The organism is Paucibacter sp. KBW04, from assembly GCF_003852425.1.
Taxonomy (GTDB): domain Bacteria; phylum Pseudomonadota; class Gammaproteobacteria; order Burkholderiales; family Burkholderiaceae_C; genus Paucibacter_A.
In genome coordinates this window covers 149,911-166,457 of the sequence record NZ_QAJN01000001.1, presented here as the reverse complement: position 1 = coordinate 166,457, position 16,547 = coordinate 149,911, and the positions used below count along the sequence as shown (strand labels likewise).

The 16,547-nt window shown below is 61.0% G+C and carries 20 protein-coding genes; 18 read left to right on the top strand and 2 right to left on the bottom strand.

What is annotated here, in order from left to right:
• Positions 1-8: 8 nt before the first annotated feature.
• On the bottom strand, positions 9-2,357 hold the full coding sequence (locus tag DBR47_RS00725; protein ID WP_124446091.1) for a Mu transposase C-terminal domain-containing protein: 2,349 nt from the start codon (positions 2,355-2,357) through the stop codon (positions 9-11).
• Positions 2,354-2,548 carry a DNA-binding protein gene (locus DBR47_RS00720; RefSeq protein ID WP_124446090.1) on the bottom strand — a complete coding sequence of 65 codons (195 nt, stop codon included), beginning with the start codon at positions 2,546-2,548 and terminating at the stop codon, positions 2,354-2,356. Before DBR47_RS00720 ends, DBR47_RS00725 begins: the two co-directional genes overlap by 4 nt.
• Positions 2,549-2,587: 39 nt before the next feature.
• Between DBR47_RS00720 and DBR47_RS00715 the strand changes: the two genes are divergently transcribed.
• The 18 genes from DBR47_RS00715 to DBR47_RS00630 all read left to right on the top strand — a co-directional run bounded on the left by DBR47_RS00715 (position 2,588) and on the right by DBR47_RS00630 (position 16,547).
• Entirely contained in the window at positions 2,588-3,169 is a 582-nt protein-coding gene (locus DBR47_RS00715; RefSeq protein ID WP_124446089.1) for a hypothetical protein, read from the top strand.
• Positions 3,170-3,726: 557 nt separating this feature from the next.
• Positions 3,727-4,806 carry a peptidase gene (locus tag DBR47_RS00710; RefSeq protein ID WP_124446088.1) on the top strand — a complete coding sequence of 360 codons (1,080 nt, stop codon included), beginning with the start codon at positions 3,727-3,729 and terminating at the stop codon, positions 4,804-4,806.
• A 25-nt stretch (positions 4,807-4,831) separates the two neighbouring features.
• Positions 4,832-5,188, top strand: coding sequence for a capsid cement protein (locus DBR47_RS00705; protein WP_124446087.1), 357 nt, complete (start codon positions 4,832-4,834; stop codon positions 5,186-5,188).
• Between the two features lie 41 nt (positions 5,189-5,229).
• Positions 5,230-6,183 carry a phage capsid protein gene (locus DBR47_RS00700; protein ID WP_124446086.1) on the top strand — a complete coding sequence of 318 codons (954 nt, stop codon included), beginning with the start codon at positions 5,230-5,232 and terminating at the stop codon, positions 6,181-6,183.
• A 33-nt stretch (positions 6,184-6,216) separates the two neighbouring features.
• On the top strand, positions 6,217-6,408 hold the full coding sequence (locus tag DBR47_RS00695) for a hypothetical protein (protein ID WP_124446085.1): 192 nt from the start codon (positions 6,217-6,219) through the stop codon (positions 6,406-6,408).
• 192 nt (positions 6,409-6,600) lie between these two features.
• Positions 6,601-8,367, top strand: a complete 1,767-nt coding sequence (locus tag DBR47_RS00690) for a GDSL-type esterase/lipase family protein (RefSeq protein WP_124446084.1) — start codon at positions 6,601-6,603, stop codon at positions 8,365-8,367.
• 15 nt (positions 8,368-8,382) lie between these two features.
• Positions 8,383-8,817 (top strand): gp436 family protein, encoded by a 435-nt coding sequence (locus DBR47_RS00685; protein ID WP_124446083.1) that lies wholly within the window; start codon positions 8,383-8,385, stop codon positions 8,815-8,817.
• On the top strand, positions 8,814-9,437 hold the full coding sequence (locus DBR47_RS00680) for a phage protein Gp37 (protein WP_124446082.1): 624 nt from the start codon (positions 8,814-8,816) through the stop codon (positions 9,435-9,437). The genes DBR47_RS00685 and DBR47_RS00680 overlap by 4 nt, the downstream gene beginning before the upstream one ends.
• Before the next feature lie 11 nt (positions 9,438-9,448).
• Positions 9,449-9,661 (top strand): DUF2635 domain-containing protein, encoded by a 213-nt coding sequence (locus DBR47_RS00675; RefSeq protein WP_231512060.1) that lies wholly within the window; start codon positions 9,449-9,451, stop codon positions 9,659-9,661.
• A 2-nt stretch (positions 9,662-9,663) separates the two neighbouring features.
• A complete protein-coding gene (locus tag DBR47_RS00670) occupies positions 9,664-11,124 on the top strand; it encodes a phage tail sheath subtilisin-like domain-containing protein (RefSeq protein WP_124446081.1) in 1,461 nt (486 codons plus the stop codon).
• Positions 11,125-11,168: 44 nt separating this feature from the next.
• Complete coding sequence (locus tag DBR47_RS00665; protein WP_124446080.1) at positions 11,169-11,354, top strand: hypothetical protein; 186 nt, start codon at positions 11,169-11,171, stop codon at positions 11,352-11,354.
• Positions 11,355-11,376: 22 nt separating this feature from the next.
• Entirely contained in the window at positions 11,377-11,724 is a 348-nt protein-coding gene (locus DBR47_RS00660; protein WP_197046792.1) for a phage tail tube protein, read from the top strand.
• On the top strand, positions 11,721-12,017 hold the full coding sequence (locus DBR47_RS00655) for a phage tail assembly protein (protein WP_124446078.1): 297 nt from the start codon (positions 11,721-11,723) through the stop codon (positions 12,015-12,017). The genes DBR47_RS00660 and DBR47_RS00655 overlap by 4 nt, the downstream gene beginning before the upstream one ends.
• 8 nt (positions 12,018-12,025) lie before the next feature.
• Positions 12,026-12,151, top strand: coding sequence for a GpE family phage tail protein (locus tag DBR47_RS00650; protein ID WP_124446077.1), 126 nt, complete (start codon positions 12,026-12,028; stop codon positions 12,149-12,151).
• 50 nt (positions 12,152-12,201) lie between these two features.
• Positions 12,202-13,698: a hypothetical protein gene (locus tag DBR47_RS00645; RefSeq protein ID WP_124446076.1), complete on the top strand. Its 1,497-nt coding sequence runs from the start codon at positions 12,202-12,204 to the stop codon at positions 13,696-13,698.
• Positions 13,695-14,897 (top strand): DNA circularization protein, encoded by a 1,203-nt coding sequence (locus DBR47_RS00640; RefSeq protein WP_124446075.1) that lies wholly within the window; start codon positions 13,695-13,697, stop codon positions 14,895-14,897. Before DBR47_RS00645 ends, DBR47_RS00640 begins: the two co-directional genes overlap by 4 nt.
• A complete protein-coding gene (locus tag DBR47_RS00635) occupies positions 14,890-15,966 on the top strand; it encodes a phage baseplate assembly protein (RefSeq protein WP_124446074.1) in 1,077 nt (358 codons plus the stop codon). Before DBR47_RS00640 ends, DBR47_RS00635 begins: the two co-directional genes overlap by 8 nt.
• Positions 15,966-16,547: a phage baseplate assembly protein V gene (locus DBR47_RS00630; protein WP_124446073.1), complete on the top strand. Its 582-nt coding sequence runs from the start codon at positions 15,966-15,968 to the stop codon at positions 16,545-16,547. The genes DBR47_RS00635 and DBR47_RS00630 overlap by 1 nt, the downstream gene beginning before the upstream one ends.

Sequence of the window (16,547 nt, the reverse complement as noted above, 5' to 3'; positions counted from 1 at the left end):
TGGCCCGTTCAAATCGCTCCTGAACCGCCTGCAACGCGGTCAGGGGCGTTTTCTTTTTCAGCCTTGGCCTGCTCGGCCACCAGCTCAGTCAAGCGGCGATAGCTGGCGGGTTGGGCGCGTTTGAACTGCGCCAGGCAGTCGGCCTCCTCCAGGCTCAGCTCACGCACATTGGCTTGGCGCAGCAGCCAATCCACCCGCTGAGCAAGGCTTTCAAACATCGGGGTGGCAATACCGCCATCGCGGGCCTGGCGTTGTGCAGCCAGTTCGTTGGGTGTGCCCTTGGGCACCTCCTCGGCAGAAATGCGCAGGCGGGCGTCTTGCACCGCCTGCAGCTCGGCCAGGTCGGCCGTGCTGCGGCGGGGAGCGGTCACTGCTGCTGCCGCGCTGGCGGCGGCCTCCAGCCCTGGGCTGGTGTGCGCGGTACCGCGCTTGGGGACTAGGGAGCTGAGCTTGCCTGCGGCCGTGGCCCGCTCCCGCAGGATCTCATCGACGACCTGGTCGGTGCCCACCCTCTTGGCTGCAGCCTTGAGCGCGCGGCGCTGATCCTGCACGCGTTTGGTCTGCATCGCCTTGGCCTTGCTGGCGACTTCGCGGCGGTCCATACCGGTGCGCTCGGGTGCTTCGGCCAGGCAGATGAATTGCTGCTCGTCGCCGCCGAACACATACACCGTGCCCAAGTCATGCTTGAGGGCGTCAAAGCGCACATACACCTCGCGGCCCGCCCATGCCTCCAGCTCAGGCGCAATGAAGTAGGTGCCGTCCAGGCGAATGCCTTTCTTGCCAACTGTGCGGCGGCCGCCGTTCTCCGGGGCCTCGGCCAGCAATACATCCAGCGTGTGTTCGTCGTCAATCACGCGCCGGTCAGCGCAGCCTCGTGCAGCCGCTTCAAATGGCGTAATGCCGCCCAGGCCTTCATGCGGGTTGTGCATGTAGACGTCGTTGATCCAGTTGTCGCAGAAGGCCTGCAAGTCGGCGGCCGTCATGCGCAACTCCACCACCTCGCCACGTTTCATCAGCCGGTCAGCGAAGCTCTTGCGGGCCTCAATGGCGCTGCGCTCGGCGACGTTATGCCCGATGTATCCCGCGCAAAGCTCGACCAGGCTGCGTGTAAAGCTGCCGAAGAAGCGCTCAATGTGCGGTTTGTGCCAGGGCTGGAACGGTGGGCACAACTCCTGCATTTCGCGGCCTGGATCGCTCAGGGCGCTGAAGACCCGGGTGATGTGATGGCTGGTGTAGTCACTGCCGTTGTCTGTCTTCACGCGCTGTGGCACGCCGAAGTCCAGCAGCATGCGGCGTACCAGGGCGGCCACGGCCGTGGCCTTGCTTGTGCGGCTCACGATCAAACGAGGCCAGCGGGTGCCGACGTCGATGCCTCCTATCAGGCTGTAGCGGCCATCTGACAGCAGCAGATCGGCGGGGCTGCTGTCCAGCTCCCACAGCTGGTTCAGTTCGGTGATGCCTTCGCTCTTGGAGCCCAGGGCCAGCATGTAGTTGTTCTTCCATGCATCGGGGTTCGCAATGGCTTGCAATACCTCCGCATTCGCCACACGCCATTCATGCATCCAGCGCTCCAGCGTGCGCATGCTGGGCAGCACAGCCCGGGCTGGCAGGGGGTTTTCAGAGGAGTTGAAGCGGGCTTTCAGGCCCTGCATGACATGCGTCGCTCGCGCATGTGGGTACTGCACCAGCATGGCCTTCACAAACTCCTGCAGCGCTGGTTGCGTGTCCACCAAACCGCTGCCTGCCCGGTTGCCATAAGCACCCGCCAAGGCAGTGATCCCACCCTTTTTGACCTGGGCCTGCCAGCGCTCGATGCTGCTGTCGCTCGTGCTGGGTACAACCAAGCGAACGCTAGGGGGGACTTCAATCGCGCCTGCGTTGTAGGCCAAGGTGAAGGCCGTTCGCGCCTGGTGGGTTGGCAGCCCGGCATCTTTTGCATACAGCGAGAAGGCGCGAATGATCGCCAGCTTGGCGTCCATCCGGGCCTGAGCGGCTGCAGGTAGCTCAGCGGCCTGGCGCAAGCTGCTCTGGGCGCGAGCCTGTGCGGCGCGGGCCTCAAGGCCTCCCCGCAGCGCCAGCCTGGCACCCTCGCTGCGGCCAGCTGCTGCCACCTGCACCTGGGCGGCCAGCGCATCTTGCCCAGCGACCAAGACGTTGGGTTGCTTCCAGGCCAGCGCTGCTCGTGTGGCGGCGGGCAGCTGAGCGACGTCATACAGCTTGCGCATGCCGCCCCGGCCCGGCTCTTCTATATATGACCAGCCCGCTGCTGCGGCGCGGCGAATGACGCCGGACTTGTCTGCAGGCATTTCAGGCAGGCCCGCAAGTTGCGCGGCCGTGACTCGGGCGGTGCTACTCATAGCTCACCGTCCTTGATACCCAGTAGCACAGCGGCGCGATGGGCGATACCTCGGTGACCCTTTGCCTTACCGCTGAGCAAATCACGGACCGTTTGCTGCGGCACGCTGTGCTTGCGGGCCCATCCGGCTACTGACACGCCTTTGCGTGATAGTTCCTTTTTCACATCAGCAGGTGTTTTATTGCGCCTCATCAGCGTTATCCTCGGGGCCAAGCGAAACTAAGTGAAGTAATGCAAGTGAATCCTAGCGAAAACTTTTCACCTCCGCAAGAAGAATCTTCGCTCGCGGATCGCATTCGGTTTGTGTTGCGAGAGAGCGACTTGGAGCAGCAGACCCTTGCTGACTTGATGGGCGTGAAGCTAGACCGGGTGAAGAGCCTGGTGCTCGGCCGGGTGAAGCATTTGCGCGGGGACGAACTGTTCGCGTTGCGCGAAAAGTTGCAATTGCGGCAAGAGTGGTTGGTCAATGGGCAACTGCCGATGCGTGGCGAAGAGCCACCGCCAGACAACCGATTTGCAAACTTGCAGGAGATCGTTGCCCGTAGGCGTGAGGCAGCGGGAGTCGAATGCCCAACGGTGGAGGCAATGCGCGTTCACGGGCAGGAGGGCGGTGAGCAAGACCTATTTCTCTTGCAGGAGTCTGTGAAAGCGACGTCAGAGGAACTGAGGGCGCGAAACATCACCATGCCAGCCGAGACCCGCTTGAGGTTGTATTGGGCTGTCTTCGAGTTGTCTTTACAGGTAGGCCAAGTGAACCGAGCAGCCATCGGCCCCTTGTTGAAGCTTGCAACTCCCAGCTCAAGTGGAAATTAAACGCGATTTAGCGCAAATTCTTCACCTAGCCCATGCATGGGTCGGGGCGAGACTTTTTAAACGCTTGTCGGCCCGTTTAAACGCAAAGCAGGGTGTTTCTTGAGTCCGTTGAGGATCAGGAATTCCGGCAGAGGTCGCAATGCGGCTCAAAAACGAAGAGGGCGAGGCTCAATCGCCCCTCGGTGTACGCACACCGAGTGCGGCTGGCGCGCTGTTGCTGCGAAACCCAGCCCCGATCCACATTGGGAGATTGCGGGCGCGAAATCTAGGTAAAAGTGTTGGCAACCGAAGGGTGCAACTCAGAACTTTTTTGTTCACGCGAACCTGCGTCTAGAATGCTTCGAGCTGGCCTTGCCCCACGGTTTAAGTGCTTTTCAGCGCCTGCCTGAGCCTTTGTTGAGTTTTCGCGCCCGCGAATAGCCGCAGCTCCCGCCGCCCGACAAAGTGGCGGCATGGCAACCCAAACCTCCCAAGCAAATCCCGCTGCAGCTCAAGTTGCGAGCGGTGTTGTGAACCTCGACCAGGTCGAGATTTTCAGGCCCGGCCGACACGTGGCCATGAGCGGCGCGGTCATTGACTTTTCAGCGGCCGACGTGGCCGCCATCGCAGCCAGCTATGACCCCGCTGTGCATGAGGCGCCTCATGTCATCGGCCACCCCAAAACTGATGGCCCGGCCTATGGCTGGGTTCAAAGCCTGGGCGTCAATGAGGCGGGGCGCTTGTGCATCACTGGCTCCCGCCAGGTCGAGCCCGCGTTTGCCGAGCTGGTCGGCGCGGGCCGCTACAAGAAGCGCAGCGCGAGCTTCTACCCGCCCGACCACCCCAGCAATCCCAAGCCCGGCGCGTACTACCTGAAGCATGTCGGCTGGCTGGGCGCCACGCCGCCCTCCGTGAAGGGCCTCGCCGACTTTGCCGCGCCCGAGGCGGGCCTGGTTGAGTTTGCCGACTGGGACGATGAACTGAACGCCAACCTGTGGCGTCGCCTCCGCGAGTGGCTCATCGCCAAGTTCGGCATTGAAGAGGCCGACAAGGTCACCCCGAGTTACGCAGTCGACGAACTGCAGCGCCTGGCGCAGCAGCCCGACGCTGACGAAACGGCCACCGCAACCCCATCCCAACCCACCCCGGCCTATGCCGAAGGAGAGCAAGCAGTGAAAACACTGACCCCGGATCTGACTGCGCGTGCCGCCGAGCTGGATGCTCGCGAAGCGCGCTTGGCCGAACAAGAGGCCGCCCAGGCCGCCGCCGCGAAGGAGCAGCGCAGTGCAGGCATTGCTGCATTTGGCGATGCGATGGTGGCCGAGGGCCGTTGGCTGCCCGCCGAGCGCAAGCGCTGGGTGGAGTTCATGGAGGCCCTGCCTGCTGCGGCCGTGGTCATCGAGTTCGGCGAGGGCGATGCCAAGACCGAAACCCCCGCCCTTGAGGTCTTCCAGGCGGCCATGAAGGCGCTGCCACCTCGCGTCGAATTTGCCGAGCTGGTTCGCAATGAGACCAAGCCCGCCGAGGTCGACATGAAAGACCCGGCCGCCATCACCGCCGCTGCCGTGGCCTTTAGCGAAGCTGAATCCAAGGCTGGCCGCACGGTCAGCTTTGAGCAGGCTGTGCAGCACATCGTCACCACCCACAAGCAAGGCTAACGCCGCAACTCTAGGAACCCACGCAATGGCTATCACTGAATTTCGCAGCTACAGGGCCGAGTCCGGCGTCGAAGGCTATCGCATCGTCAAGCCCGGCACGACCGACCTAAGCGTCGTCAAGGCCACTGGCCCCACTGACAAGATCATCGGCACCGCCGACAGCCTCGACAAGGTCGCAGGCGAGATGGTCGATTGCGGCGTGGGCGATGTGCATGAAGTCCGTCTGGGCGGCACCGTTACGCGGGGTGACGCACTCACCAGCGATGCCAACGCCAAGGCGGTGGCAACCACGACCGTCGGCCACCGCGTCATCGGCTTCGCTGAAGTGTCTGGCGTCGCGGATGACGTCATCACCTACCTCCGCTCGCCGCACGTGCTCTGAGCACCGGCGCCTAAACCTCAACCCAAACAGGATTCAAAGACATGGCCGCTACGCCGTTCATCATCGTCCCTGAACTCACCGCCATTGCGGTGGCTTACCGTCAGCCCAATTTCATCGCCGACCTGGTTCTGCCCCGCGTGCCCGTTGGCACCAAGGCCTTCCGCTGGCAAAAGTACGCCTTGGGCGAGGCGTTCACGGTGCCCGAAACCCAGGTGGGCCGCAAAGGCAGCCCGCAGCAGATCGACTTTGCCAGCACCGAAGTTAACGACGCCGTTGTTGACCATGCGCTGGATTCGCCCGTGCCCAATGACGATATCAGTCAATGGGAGGCCGCTCACGCCGCTGGTATGACTGGCGCTCCGAACCCGCTGTTCCGTGCCACCAGCTTGACTACTCAACTGGTGCAAACCCGTCGTGAGTTCCGCGCTGCCAACTTGGTCTTCAACCCGGCGAACTATGGCGCCAACAACAAGCTGAGCTTGGCTGGCACCAGCCAATGGTCCGACTTCACCAACAGCAACCCTCAGAACGATATCGCCCTGGCACTCGACAGCATGGTGATGCGCCCCAACATTGCGGTGTTTGGCCGGGCGACCTGGTCGGTGCTGAGCCGCCATCCGAAGTTGTGCCAGGCGATCTTCCATAACAACACCAACGCGGGCTTGGTCAGCCGACAGCAATTCGCTGATCTGTTCGAGCTGGACGAAGTGATTGTGGGCGACGCCTTCTTCAATACGGCGGCCAAGGGCCAGCCCGCAGTGGTGACACGCCTGTGGGGCAAGCAGGCAGCGTTCCTGCACCGCAATATGCAGGCCGACACTGACTTCGGTATCACCTTCGGCATGACGGCTCAGTTCGGCGGCGCCGTCGCGGGCACGATTGAAGACAGCGATATCGGCATGAAGGGCGGCAAGCGCGTGCGCTCCGGTGAGTCCGTCAAAGAGCTGATCACGGCCAACGACCTGGGCTTCCTATTCTCCAACGCAGTGGCCTGATCCATCGGCCCCAACTAAATCGGAGTAACCGACATGGCAACGAAGAGAAAAGAAGGCGCTGCTAGCACCGAGCCCAGGAAGACGTATGACGTGGTGGCACAGCTGCGCTTCGACGGTGAGGACTACGCCGATGGTGAAACGGTCGATCTGACTGAGAGCGAAGCCAAGCCGCTGCTTGGACATACCGTGAAGCCTCTGAAGCCAGACCAGTCCTCTGAAGGCTAACTGAATACACCACCGAAGGCGATGACGAGGATCCTCATGCTGCAGTGAGGCCTCGGAGCCAGGCCTGCAGCTCAACCGCAAATCTCAGGCCGGGTTCTTTTGCGGGGATCGTGTCAAGACCTGTCGAGCAGCATCGGTTGCTTGCGGAAAGCCCGGCCCCTTTTGTTTTGAACTTGTTTTGAGGACTCCGCAATGTCAATCCGTTTGAACCGTGGGCAGAAGATCAATGGCGTGGACTACCCGGCGGGCATTGCCATTGTGGGCCTTGACAAAGAAGTGGAGGCGCTGGCGAGCCAGGGCGGCGGCGCGACGTCTGTCAACCTAGCCGTCGTGGACGCGTCTTCGGTGTCGGGGAGTGGGATTCCCTCGTCAGCACGGACGGCACCCCTCAAGATGGCCATCGGCTTTGACTCCATCTCAGCAGCCGGCGCATTGCTGCATCCCATTCCGTTTGCTGGATATGAACTGGGGCTGTATCAAAACCCTCTGGTTACAACGAACCTCAACGCCACTACCACATCCAGCTTTGTGATGAGTGCCGCTGCAGATGGATTCTGCGGGGTGAATGACACGGTGACTCTGGCATTCGATGGCGTCAAGGCCATGACAGTTAACGTCGCCGGTGAAGGCGCAGGATTGCCTGTAGACGTCACTGGGGGGGGATTCTTCCGTCTCGTTTCTGGCGGGGGCGTCAAGGGCGCTTGCGTGCAAGTCCGTTGGGATCCGCGTGCGGGCACGCGTCCCGGCGCAGTTTCCGACACCACTGCCTCCAACCTCGGTCAGCGCACTAAGTCCCTTCTAAATGCCAGCGCTTGGTGTGCTCCTGCGATGGCAATGAACGGATTTGATAGCCTGCAAATTCGCAACTACGGAATTCCGGGCGATACAACGACCGACGTCAAGAACCGAATTGCTCAGATCACGGCATGGGCGCCTGATGTCGTGATGATGCTAGTTGGCATCAACAACTACTCCTCGCCAACTGCACCGGCCGAAGTGCTGGATCTCGTTGCAGCGTTCAATGCTGCGGGCGCGTTTGTTTTGATCACGACGACACTGCCTTCAGCGATTGCGACAACGGCCTTGGCCAAGGCCTACGCCAATCTGGTGACCACAATTAAAAACCTGGCGCGCAGCGGCTCGTATCGCTGCCAAGTGTTTGATGGCGCAAGCCTCATGGCATCCCCGACCGTGGCGATAGGCAACGGTGTAGTGAACGCGGCGTATTACCGCACTGACTACCTACATCCAAATTTGTTGGGCACCATTCAAGGCCTTGGCCCGAAGCTCACGCAAGCCATTGCTAGGGTTATTCCTCCGACTCGCCCAGCGCTTTCTAGTGCACTTGACGTTTATGACGCCGCAGTAAACCCATCTGGCAACCTGTTGGGCACCAAGGGCATGTTTGCCGGTACTACCGGTACCTTTGGCCTTACTCCGGCGCCAACAGGTCAACTTGGTACTGGCTGGATTGATGGGAACTCAGGGGCATTCCCATTCACTTCGGTCGTCTACACCGCTGCCGATTCAGGGTCGCCAATTCCACGCACTGATGGCTTACCAGGCAACTGGAATCGGGTGGTGGCGACCAATGCGGTAGGCGGTTCAGCAGTACGCCAGGTTTACACACCGTTGACTGGGCTAGCTCCGGGCGTGAAGTTCCGGTTGCACTTCACATGCCGCGTTTCGTCAGCGACTTTGGTGAACCGGCTTGAGGCATATGTGCAACTGACCTGCAGCACGAACGGAACGGCCTACAACCGGGCTCTGTCGCTACCTGGAACGGCGGGGATGATCTCTGGTGCTCTTGCTGACTCTGGCGCGATGTACTGGTCAAGCGACGTTATGCAGTGCCCCGCAGATATGACTGCCGCTTTCTTCGCCTTTGAGTACGGCTGCGCATCGACCGGATCAATAACGTTCGACTGGGCTGACGCCAAGGTCGAAATTGTTCCCTGATCTGGATCGAAAGCCATGCCTTACATCGCCACTCAATCCCTCATCGACCGCTTCGGCCTCGACGAGTTGATTCAGATCACGCACCCCACCGACCCAACGGCAGAAGCGGTCAACATCACCCGCACCGATGATGCGATTGCGGATATCGACGCGTTGATAGACGCCAAGCTTCAGCCCCGCTACAGCTTGCCGCTTGCCAGCGTGCCCCGGGTGCTGAGCAACATCGCTTGCGACCTGGTTCGTGCTCGCTTGTACGAAGACCGCATCACCGATCATGTGGCCGACCGTGAGCGAGCCGCGATGAAGTTGCTGGATCAAATCGCTGACGGCAAGGTGAGCCTGGGCCTGGACGATTCGGCCCAACCTACGCCTACCACCGGTGGTCCTCAGTTCACGACGCCAACGCAAGCCGTGTTCACAGCTACGAGCTTGAGTGACTACGCGCCATGACCGAGGACGTCATTTCAGCAACCGAGGACGCGCTGCTGGCAGCGCTGACTCAGGCCTTGGAAGGCACCAAGGTGCGTACCGATAGCCTGCCGGGTGACTGGGACGACGACATGCTCAAACGAATGCTGTCGATCGCGCCTTGTGTCCTGGTGGCCTTTGCTGGCGGCGGGGCAAAAAACGTGGGAGTGGCTGAGCCGGTGATTGATGGCCAATGGCTTGTCTACGTAGTGACTTCTCACCCTAGCGGTCAGGCGGCGCGGCGTCGCGGCAATAAGCAGGCGGTCGGAGCCTACGAGCTGCTTTGCCGCACTGTCGTACCTGTGCTTCATGGCCTTACGGTACCGAACATCGGAACCTTGATTTTGAACCGGATTGAAAACCTGTTCACGGGCACAGTTGAGCGGCAAGGACTGGCGGTCTACGCCTGTGCATTCAGCTTGCCAATGCCGTTTGACTTGTCTGGTGAAGCGACAGGCCTGGCCGATTTCCTGACCCTTGTTGCGCAGTACGACATTCCGGCACATGACTCGGCTACCGAACACCAAAAGTGGCTGGATGGCGATTACAGCTCTAGCAAACCTGATGCTTCCGACTCTGTTGCTTTGCCAAATCAACCCTGAAGAAAGTGACTATGACAAGCGACCCTAACGTCATGCTGTTTCGCATCGTCCCGGCCGTGCCTGGCCTGGTCGTGCGGGATCCCATTACCCGCGAACCTTTGATCGCCGATGGCGAGGTGAAGCCGATGAGCACTTACTGGACCCGCCGCCAGGCGGACGGTGACGTGCTGGTGGCTCCCATCGAACCGGCTCAACCCAAATCCTCTGCCAACAACAAGGCCTGATCATGTCCATCAGCTTCAACGCGATCCCTATCAACATCCGCACACCGGGTCAGTACATCGAGTTCGACAACTCGCGTGCGGTGCAGGGCCTGCCCGCTATCCGCCACAAGATCCTGGTGGTGGGCCAGCGCCTGCCCGGCAGCAGCGTGGCGGCCGGTGTGCCGGTGCGCATCTTGAGCGCGGCCCAGGGCGAGGATGCCTTTGGACGCGGCAGCATGCTGGCCGCGATGCTCAATGCGCTGAAGGCCGCAAACAGCTATACCGAGTGCTGGGCAGTTGCCCTCGATGACAACCCTGCTGGCGCGGCGGCTACCGGCACGATCACCTTGAGCGGTAGCCCTACTGAGGCGGGCACGCTGAACGCCTACATTGGTGGGCAGCTGGTACAGGTTGGCGTGATGAGTGCTGCCACAACGGGCAGCCTGGCTACGGCCTTGGGTGCAGCTGTGAATGCGGACACCACGCTGCCGGTGACGGCCGCCGTGGTCGGCAGCGTGGTGACATTGACTGCCAAGCACAAGGGCGAGGTGCAGAGCGCACTCGATGTGCGGCTGAACTACTTCAGCGGCGAGCGCACGCCCAAGGGCTTGACTTCGGCCGTGGTCCCGATGAGTGGCGGCAGTGCCAACCCGGATCTGCAGGCGATGATCAGCGCCATTGGCGACGAGCAGTACCACACCATCATCCAGCCCTATACCGACGCTTCCAACCTGGGCAAGCTGGAGACTATGCTGGCCCAACGCTTTGGGCCGCTGGTGCAGAAGGAGGGCCAGGCCTTCACCGCAGTGTCCGGCTCGCATGCCACTTGCACCACGCTGGGCAGCACGCGCAACAGTCCTCACGTGAGCATCCTGGGTGCGGGGCGAAGCCCATCGCCAAGCTATGTGTGGGCCGCTGTGGCGGGTGCAGTGGACGCCTATGAGCCTGACCCCGCCCGCCCGCGCCAAACGCTGCTCTTGCCCGGTTTGCTGGCCCCTGTGATCGCTGACCGCTGGACGCGCGACGAGCGCAACCTGGCGCTGTTTGATGGCATCAGCACAACGGTGGTGGATGCGGGTGGTCAGGTGCTGATCGAGCGGCTGATCACCACGTACCAGAGCAACGCGTTCGGCGTGGCCGATGTGAGCTATCTGGACATTGAAACGCTGCGCACCATTGCCTACCTGCGCTACACCGTCCGGGCCCGCATCGCGCAAAAGTTCCCCCGCCACAAGTTGGCTGATGACGGCACCAACTATGGCAACGGCCAGGCCATCGTGACGCCGAACGTGATTCGCGCTGAGCTTGTGAGCCTGTTCATGGACTGGATGGACGCGGGCTTGGCGGAGAACCTGGAGCAGTTCAAGCGCGACCTGATCGTGCAGCGCAGCAGCACCGATGCGAACCGTGTCGACGCCATCATCCCCCCTGATGTGGTCAACCAGTTCCGCGTCTTTGCGGCTCAGGTTCAGTTCAGGCTCTAACTCAATTTGGCTTCGGCTTTCTAACCGATGCGAAGGGACAAGACATGGCGATCCGAATGACCATATGCAACAACGAAGCACCGGGCGAGGCAGCTCGCCTGGCGGTGACGGTGGTGACTGTGGGTGAAGCTGATGCGAGCGAGCAAAAGCGCGTGCTGGGGCCTGGTGAGAGCGTTGAAGTCAGCGTCGGCCAGGGCCAGTTTGTGATGGTTGACGACAAGGAGGCCTGAGATGGGCGGAATGACGCATTCGATGGCGTACATCAAAACCGATGGTGCGCTGCTCAACTCGATGCCGGGTGCCAAGCTGGATCTGGGCGGCAAGACCCGCGAGCCGGTGATTGGCGGCAATAGCATCTTGGGTTATGCCGAGAAGATCAAGCCCAGCTCGCTGGAGTGCGAGATATCGCTGAGCCAGGGCACCAGCTTGGCCGCGTTGCAAAAGATCGTCAACGCTACGGTCACGTATGAAGCCGATACCGGCCAGACCTACGTCATTCGCAACGCGTTTGTAACTGAAACCCTTAGCGTCACGGCTGGCGAGGGTGGCAAGGTGGCACTGAAGTTTTCTGGCGATCCGGCCGAGGAGATGGGCGTATGAGTGGCGTTGCAGCAGAACCGGTGGTTTACCCACTCAAGTACCCGGTGGAACTGAGGAACCGTGATGGTGCGGTAGTTGAGACCGTGACTGAGCTGACCTTCAAGCGATTGAACGGCGGCGATGCGCGCAAGGCCCTGAATGCCAAAGACAAGGGCATGGGCGAAATGGTGATGGTGCTGGTGTGCGCCAGCGCTGGCATCCCGCCCAGCACGTTCGACAAGATGGACGCCGAGGACGTCTTCAAGGCCCAGGACATTGCCTCGGATTTTTTCGGCTTGTCCCTGCCAACCTGACCGAACTAATGGCCGACCTGGCCTATGCATTCCACTGGCAACCCAGTGAGCTGGCGATGCTTCAGGTGGATGAGTTGATGGAGTGGCATGAGCAGGCGGTGCGTATCAACCGAGAACTCAACAAAGCACCATGAGCTAGCGCGCTGACTGGGCGCGCTTTTTACTCCAAGCGAGGCAAGACCCCATGACGATGAAGCTGCAGTTTGTAATTGAGGCGGTTGACAAGGCCACCTCCAAGCTGGGCGCCATCAACAAGGCGGTGGATGCAACGGTGGATCGTGTCACGCTCCCGGCCCGCAAGCTGCGCGCCAGCATCAACAACATGGTCGCCGAGAGTGGCTATGACAAAGTCAGCTCGGCTTGGAAGGGTTTGAAAGAGCAGGTCACGAAGCTGCCAATGGTGGCCGCCATCTCTCTCGGTGGTGCATTCGCCGTGATGCACCAGACGATTGAAGAGATTGATCGCACGGTCGACGTAAGCAAGAAGCTCAACATTCCCATCCAGCAGTTCCAACGCCTTGGCTTCGCAGCAAGTGTGAATGGCAGCAGCGTAGAAGACATGGGCACCAGCCTGCAGTTCTTGAGCCAAAACATGGTGGAGGCGATTGGCGGCAGCAAAGAGGCAGCGATGTGGTTTGCGCGCGTGGGCATACCTGTTGCCCAGCTCAAGAAAATGAATGTCGTGCAGGTGTTTGAAGCCATCGCCGACAAGTTCGAGAAGGTGGGGGACGCTGGACAGAACGCTGAGAAGAAGATCGCGCTGACGCGGGCGCTGATGGGCCGTGGTGGTGCCGAGCAGATCCAGATGCTGAACCAGGGCAGCAAGTCGCTCAAGCAGTACTACGACGAGGCCGACAAGTTCGGCACATTGAACGAGAAGCAAGCCGCTGAGTTCAAGGAAACGGCTGACAACTTCAAGCGCTTTGAAGCCTCATTGAAGGGCCTTCTCGCAACCGTTACAGCAGCGGCCTTGCCTGGCATGGACAAGATGCTGGAGAAGGTCTCCAACATGAACGTCGAGAGCCGCAAGGAGCTGGGCGACAAGATCGGCAAGATGCTCAGCGCCATCATTGAAAAGATGCCCAAGGTTCTTCAGTCGCTGGGTCAGATTAGCAAGGGTGTGGTGATGCTGGTCACCGTGATGGATTGGCTGGCACAGAAGTTCGGCGGCTGGGATGTGTTGATCGTAGGCTTCTCTTCCGTGATGGTGGCGAAGGGGGCTTGGGCGGTGTACGAGGTCGTGAAGGCGGTAGGCATCTTGAGCGGGGCCATGCTGGTGACGCCGTTTGGTTGGTTCTTGCTGGCCGTGGCAGCCATTGCAACGGCGGCGTATCAGCTCTATAGGAACTTCGACCTGGTCGTGCAGAAGCTGCACCAGTTGAAGGACGCCATGCCCAAGTGGATGACCGACCGAGACAACTGGTTGGTGCTCAAGCTGCTGCCGGATATCCAGCTGCCCGCAGGGCCTAGCGCTGCTGCGGCCGCAGCCTCGGCTGTGCCTGGCAACGCTGCGAAGACGGCTGCTGCGGCCGGGGCATCACCTTTCAGGCCTGAGCTGGGCGGGACTTTGCGTATTGAGTTCGACGCCAACGGCCAGCCTCGCGTTCGCGAGCTGCAGAAGAACCCGGGCAGCGCGCTGAACTTTGACGTCTACACCGGGCCATCATTGGCATTCCCATGAGCTGGCGCGATCAACTTCAGGCAGCATCGTTTCGCGGTGTGCCTTTTTTTGTAGATAGCCATGAGGCGAATTTGGGCCGCCGCGTGCATGTGCATGAGTTCCCGTTGCGGGACAAGCCATTTGCCGAGGATCTGGGCCGTAAGGCGCGCAATCTGACCATCCAAGCGTTTGTGTTGGGTAGCAGCTATATGACGGTGCGGGACCGACTGGTGGCTGCAATTGAGAAGTCTGGACCTGGCCTTCTTGTGCACCCTTATCTCGGTGAGCTGCAATGCACGGTTCTTGAGTGCAAGGTGTCCGAGTCCACTGCCGAGGGCGGCCTGGCTCGGTTTGCCCTGACGCTGGTTGAAGCAGGCGATGCGGCTTTCCCATCGACCGCGCCCAGCACCACTGCAACTGTCGTGGCCACCGCAGAACAAGCTTCAACATCGGCCGTGGAAAATTTCAACAAGCGGCATTCGGTGGCGGGCAAGCCCGCGTTCGTCGCAGCAGCTTCAGGTGGCATCTTCAAAGGTGCGTTGTCAGGCATTCAATCGGCTGTGAGCCTTGTGAGGGGTGCTGCTGACCAGGTCGCTGCGTTGCAACGTGATGTGGATGCGGCGAAGCGCGATTGGGTCACCCTGATCTACGCCCCCGCCAGTGCCTCGCAAGCCCTGCTGGCGGCCATCAAGCAACTGGTGCGGGGGGTAGCTAGCACTCCGGAAGACTCGCTATCCCTGGCGCGTGTGCTGTATCGCTTCGGTGACACGTTACCGGACGTCAAGCCGAGCACGACGAGTCGCAAGGCCCAGGCTAACAACCAACTGGAGTTGCTGCGCCTGGTGCATGTCGTGGCGGCAGCGGAAGGTGCGCGAGCAACTGCGGGGCTGGACTTTGCGAGCTATCAAGACGCAATCAAGGCCCGTGATGAGATCACCGCAACGCTGGACGACGTGTTGTTGGCTGACGGCGTACCTGATGACTTGTTCGACGCTTTGCGGGGTTTGCGCTCAGCCGTCGTGCGTGATGTGACGACGCGCGGCGCCAACTTGGCCCGGGTGGTCAGTTGGACACCAGCTGTCACCGCCCCTTCTTTGGCCTTGGCTCAGCAGCTTTATGCAGACGGCCGCCGTGAGGGCGAGTTGGTCGCTCGGAACCGGGTGCGTCACCCTTTGTTCGTGGCTGGCTCTGTACCGCTAGAGGTGCTGGCTGATGAGTAAGAGTGCGGGTCTGGAGCTGCTGGTGGGCGCGCGAGCTTATGCGGGCTGGAAGAGCATTAGCGTGCAGCGAAGCATGGAGCAATGCGCAGGTAGTTTTAGGCTGGGTGTGTCGGAGCGCTGGAATGTTCTGGAGCCGGTTCAAGAGGTCCGGGCCGGCCAGAGTTGCGAGCTGCAGATCGATGGTGAGACGGTGATCACGGGTTATGTCGACCAAGTCGAGATGACCATCGGTGATGAAGAACACGCCGTTGAGCTGACTGGCCGAGACAAGACTGCCGACCTGGTGGACTGCAGTGCGATTCGTAAGGCGGGCCAATGGCGCGGCTTGCATATCGAACAAATTGCGACCGAGCTGGCCAAGCCCTTTGGCGTGTCGGTTTCGGCCCAGGTGGATACGGGCAAGCCGCTGACCTCTTTTGCTCTGCAAGAGGGCGAGACGGTGTTTGATGCGATGGTCCGTGCTGCGCGCATTCGTGGCCTTCTGCTTGTCACAGACGGTCGGGGAGGCTTGGTGATCACGCGGGCCGGAACTGAGCGCATTGCGACCCCGCTTGTGCTTGGTAGCAATTTGCTGAAGGCCAGCGTGAAGGTTGACATGCGGGATCGGCATAGCGAATACCTGCTGAAGGGTCAGGCGCCTGGCAGCGACTTCTTCAATGCGGCTGCAGCTGCCCATGTTTTCGCTCGGGCGAAAGACCCTGGGGTGGGTCGATATCGGCCGTTGATCATCACGGCCGATAGCCCCGACATTGCAGCGACGCTGGCTCAGCGAGCCAGTTGGGAGGCCAATGTGCGGATGGCAAGGTCGCTCGCCGTTGAGGTGACGGTGCAGGGTTGGCGGCATGCTGATGGGCTTTGGATGCCAAATCGCCTGGTGCATGTCGACGCGCAGGCCTTGCATCTGGCGGATGACTTGTTGATCTCAAGCGTCGAGTACTCGCTTTCGGACGAAGGTGGCACAACAACAAAGATGGGGTTGACCCGTGCCGATGCATTCAAGGTGCTGCCCATCAAGAACAACGACTTGGGCGCTGGTTATTGGTCGCTCCCACCCAAGGGAGCAAAGTGATGCAGGCTTTTCAACGCATGCTGCGGCCATTGACTCAGCGCATCCAGCTGATGGTGGGCCGCGCTGTCTTGCAGCTGGTGGATGACTCCACCAAGCTGCAGTCAGTGCAGATCATGCTTTTGGCTGATGAGCTGCGCGACCAGGTGGAGCGGTTTCAGAACTATGGCTTCACCTCGGTGCCTTTGCCGGGCGCCGAGGCGGTTGCGGTGGCAGTGGCAGGCAATCGAGACCATGCGCTGGTGATCGCGGTGGACGACCGGCGCTATCGACTCAAGGGCTTGGCATCAGGTGAGGTTGCGATCTACACCGACGAGGGCGACAAGGTCCACATCAAACGCGGGGGCACGATTGAGGTGGTGGCCGCCACGCGGGTCTACGTCAGCTCGCCGCTGGTGGAGTGCAGCGGCGACATGACCGTGCATGGAAAGCTGCTGGTCGACGGCAATATTGATTCGGGCGCCACGATCACCGCCGAGGACGATGTGCGCGACCAAGGCGGTACCAAGACTATGCGCGGCATGCGCGACGCGTTCAACCCGCACAAGCACGGCACAGGCCCTGGGCCGGATCGGAGCATGTGA